We start from the raw sequence: 3,917 nt of genomic DNA, 5'->3' as shown, positions 1-3,917 counted from the left end.
CAGGCCCACCCCTGGGACTTCGCGGCTTCGCCGTCGCCTGCGGCGATCCCAGGCCCGGGCCTGCCTCCGGCCCAGCCTGCCACCCCCGTCAAGCGGCGCTCCCCACACATCCCGACCGCCCGCGGGCCACGCGTACAGGGAGCGCCACTGGGCGCCAGGAGGGCGTCGGGGGATAAGTGTTATCAACAGGGTGTGGATAAGTTCCTGGGGGTGGGGACGCGGGGGGCGCCACTCGGATGGCCGTCGGGGGGCGGCCGCTCGGTGCGGGGGGCCGGGGAGCGGATTAGGTTAAAGAGCAGGGGGCGGTCCGGTACGCGGAGCGGAAGGGATGGCCCATGGGCGGATTCGCCGAGGGGACGCCGTGCTGGGTGGACGTCGCGCTGCCCGACGTCGAGGCCGGCAAGCGGTTCTACGGGGAGCTCTTCGAGTGGACCTTCGGCGAGAGCGCCGGCGGCGAGTACGGCGGCTACACCCAGGCCTACAGCGAGGGCCGCAACGTCGCCGCCCTCGCCCCCAAGCCCGACGGCCGGATGCCCACCGTCTGGAACGTCTACCTCGCCGCCAAGGACGCCCGCGCCACCGCCGCCCGGATCCGCGACGCCGGCGGCCAGATGATCATCGACCCGATGCCGGTGGGCCCGTACGGCACCACGGCCCTGGCCGTCGACCCCGGCGGGGCGGTCTTCGGCCTGTGGCAGCCCGGCACGCACCACGGCTTCGAGCGCCAGGACGAGCCGTACGCCTTCTGCTGGACCGAGAACTACACCCGCGAGCCCGACGCCGTGGACACCTTCTACGCCCGGGTCTTCGGCTACCTCGCCGACGAGCGCGACGACGCCGGCGTGCCCTTCCGCACCTGGTCGCCGCCCGGCAGCGTGCCCGGCCCGGACACCGCCGTGGCCGGCCGCAGCGTGATCACCGACGCCTTCCCCGAGGCGATGCCCGCGCACTTCCTCGTGTACTTCGCCGTACCGGACTGCGACCGCGCCGTGGCGACCGTACGGCGGCTGGACGGCAGGGTGAGTGCGGATCCCTTCGACACGCCCTATGGCCGGATCGCGGTGGTCGCGGACAATCAAGGGGCCGCGTTCGCCCTGCTCGCAGACGCCCCGTAGCGCGGCCGGGCCCTGGACGGGAGGCCCCGGAGGCGGGCAAGGTGTCCGGATCGCGGTGAGAAGCGGTGAGACACCCCGGATCGCCCCCGGGTTCGCCCATCGGGCCCCGGACCGACAGAATCAGGGGGCACACCGCACGGCGGTGCGCCCGGCGGGCCGCGCGGTGAGACGCTGCGGGGACCAGCCGCACGGGGCGGTAGGAACGGGCCCTCTCAAGAGCCCGTACGGGGAGGTGGCAGGCGAGTAATGGAGCAGCTGACGCAGCACGACCCGCGACGGATCGGCCCGTTCGAGGTGCTGGGCCGGCTGGGCGCGGGCGGCATGGGCCTGGTCTACCTCGCCCGGTCGGCCTCCGGCCGCCGGGTGGCGATCAAGACGGTGCGGACCGAGCTCGCCGAGGACCAGCTCTTCCGGGTGCGCTTCACCCGTGAGGTGGAGGCGGCCCGGGCGGTCAGCGGCTTCTACACGGCCGCCGTGGTCGACGCGGACCCGCGGGCCGCGGTGCCGTGGCTGGCGACCGCGTACGTGCCGGCGCCCTCCCTCGAGGAGATCGTCAACGAATGCGGGCCGATGCCCGCGCAGGCGGTGCGCTGGCTGGCGGCCGGCATCGCCGAGGCGCTGCAGTCGATCCACGGCGCCGGCCTGGTGCACCGGGACCTGAAGCCCTCCAACGTCCTGGTGGTCGAGGACGGCCCCCGGGTGATCGACTTCGGCATCGCCAGCGGCGTCTCCAACACCCGCCTGACCATGACGAACGTCGCGGTCGGCACGCCCGCGTACATGTCGCCCGAGCAGGCGAAGGACTCCCGCAGCGTCAAGGGCGCCAGCGACGTCTTCTCGCTCGGCTCCACGCTGGTCTTCGCGGCCACCGGGCACCCGCCCTTCCACGGCGCGAACCCGGTCGAGACGGTCTTCATGCTGCTGCGCGAGGGCCCGAACCTCGAAGGCCTGCCGGAGGAGCTGCGGCCGCTGATCGAGTCGTGCATGCAGATGGACGCCACGCTCCGGCCGACCCCGGCGGACCTCCAGGCCCAGCTGTCCCCGCACCTCTTCGCGGCCGGGGACGACAGCGGGACGGCCTCCGCCTGGCTGCCGGGCCGGGCGGTCGCCATGATCGAGCAGCGCCGGGCCGGGGCGTCCGGGCGTACCGGCACCCAGCCGCCGGTCGCACAGCCGGCGCCGGGCCGCGGTCCCGCGCCGGCCGCCGACACGCACCGGCGGCAGGTACCGGAGCGGTCCTGGGGCGGGGACCCGCGCACCGGTCACGCGCACCCGCCGCGGCCGGCGCACCCGCCGGTCGCCCCTTCGGGTGAGCCGGTCCGGCTGGGCGGGGCGCCGGTGCCGATCGGGCCGGGGCCGAAGGTGGGCGCCGCGGCCTCGCTGGCCGCGGCCGAGGCCGGCTCGGCCACCGGCTGGATCCGCCCGCCGGGCGGGGTGGCCGCGCCGCCGGCGCCCTCGGTGGTCGCGGCCGTGCCGCGGCCGGGGCCGGCGCCGGACAGCGGGCGCTGGCGGCCCTGGCGGTTCCGGATGTCCAACGAGGTCTGGGGCACGCCGACGGTGGACGGCGAGCTGCTGTACGTCACCTCCTTCGAGGTGCACGCGCTGGACGTGGCCAGCGGCCGGCGCCAGTTCAAGACGCGTGAGGTCGCCTGGGCCATGCAGGTGGCCGACGGCCGGATCCACGCCTCCGACGGGCCCTCGCTGTACGCGCTGGACGCCGCGGACGGCACCGAGCGGTGGCGGCTGGGCACGGACGCGTGGGTGTACGCGCTGCGGGCCGACCGGGGCACGGTCGTGACGGCCACCCGCGGTGGCGGGGTGCAGGCCTGGGAGGCCTCGAACGGCCAGAAGCTGTGGGAGCTGGCCGGCGCCCAGACGGACTTCGAGACCCCCGAGGCCGGGCCGGTGGTGCACGACGGCACGGTGTACGTCTGGCAGGACGCGCGGCTGCGGGCGCTGGACGCGCGGACCGGCACCGAGCGGTGGTCCTACCCGATCGGGGACGCGGCCTCCTGCGGGAACGTCGCGGTCCGGGTGACGCCGGCGGCCGACGGGTACGTGTACGTCGCGGCGGGCACCAGGGTGCTGGCGGTGGACATCGCCACCGGGCGGGTCCGCTGGCACTTCGAGGCCCCCGCGGTCTTCCTGGCCCCGCCGGCCTTCGCGCCGGGGCCGGCGATCACCGGCGGCGGGGTGTACCTGGCGGACTACCTCGGCACGGTGTACGCGCTGGACGCGACCACCGGCAAGGACCGGTGGCGGATCGCGACCGAGCCGCGGCAGTCCGCGGAGCCGGTGATCGTGGCGGACGGCAACGTCCACCTGGGGTCGGGCAGTGCGCTGTACACGCTGGACGCGGTGACCGGTACGCCGAAGTGGCGCTTTGCGGCGGCGGGCGAGATCACGGGCGCGCCGGCGGTGGCGGAGGGGCGGGTGCACTTCGGCTCCGCGGACCACTGCCTGTACACGCTGGACGCGGCGGGCGGCCAGCTCCGCTGGAAGCTCGCGACGGGTGGCGAGATCACCGGCTCGCCCGTGGCGAAGGCCGGCGTCGTCTACGCCTGCAGCAAGGACCGCTGCGTCTACGCCCTGGACGCCGCCAAGGGCACCGGCACCCGCACGACCTGACCCCGGCCCGTGGCTGTGGCCCGTGCCGGGCCCGTGCCGTGCCCGGGCCTCCCGGTGGGGGGAATCCAGCCTCGCCGGCGTTTGAGGCGCGGGGTCCGGGGCGGAGCCCCGAATGCCCGTCGCGGAGCGGCGGGGCCGGGGGCTCCGGGGGCAGCCGCCCACCGGTTTCGGGAA

The 3,917-nt window shown here is 75.8% G+C and carries 2 protein-coding genes; both read left to right on the top strand.

The genetic code is table 11. The features are described 5' to 3' along the window. The first annotated feature begins 335 nt into the window (after positions 1-335). On the top strand, positions 336-1,115 hold the full coding sequence (locus AB0O40_RS37645) for a VOC family protein (RefSeq protein ID WP_365050822.1): 780 nt from the start codon (positions 336-338) through the stop codon (positions 1,113-1,115). Positions 1,116-1,361: 246 nt separating this feature from the next. Beyond that, positions 1,362-3,743: a PQQ-binding-like beta-propeller repeat protein gene (locus tag AB0O40_RS37640; protein ID WP_365050819.1), complete on the top strand. Its 2,382-nt coding sequence runs from the start codon at positions 1,362-1,364 to the stop codon at positions 3,741-3,743. The last annotated feature ends 174 nt before the right edge of the window (positions 3,744-3,917 follow it).

Origin of the sequence: Streptomyces sp. NPDC089919, assembly GCF_040684615.1 — a bacterium.
GTDB lineage: Bacteria > Actinomycetota > Actinomycetes > Streptomycetales > Streptomycetaceae > Streptomyces.
The sequence above is the reverse complement of the archived record's forward strand: the minus strand, read 5'-3'. Positions and strand labels throughout refer to the sequence as shown.

Coding starts and splice junctions, on each gene's coding strand:
- AB0O40_RS37645 (WP_365050822.1), top strand. CDS start 336: ATGGGCGGATTCGCCGAGGGGACGCCGTGCTGGGTGGACGTCGCGCTG.
- AB0O40_RS37640 (WP_365050819.1), top strand. CDS start 1,362: ATGGAGCAGCTGACGCAGCACGACCCGCGACGGATCGGCCCGTTCGAG.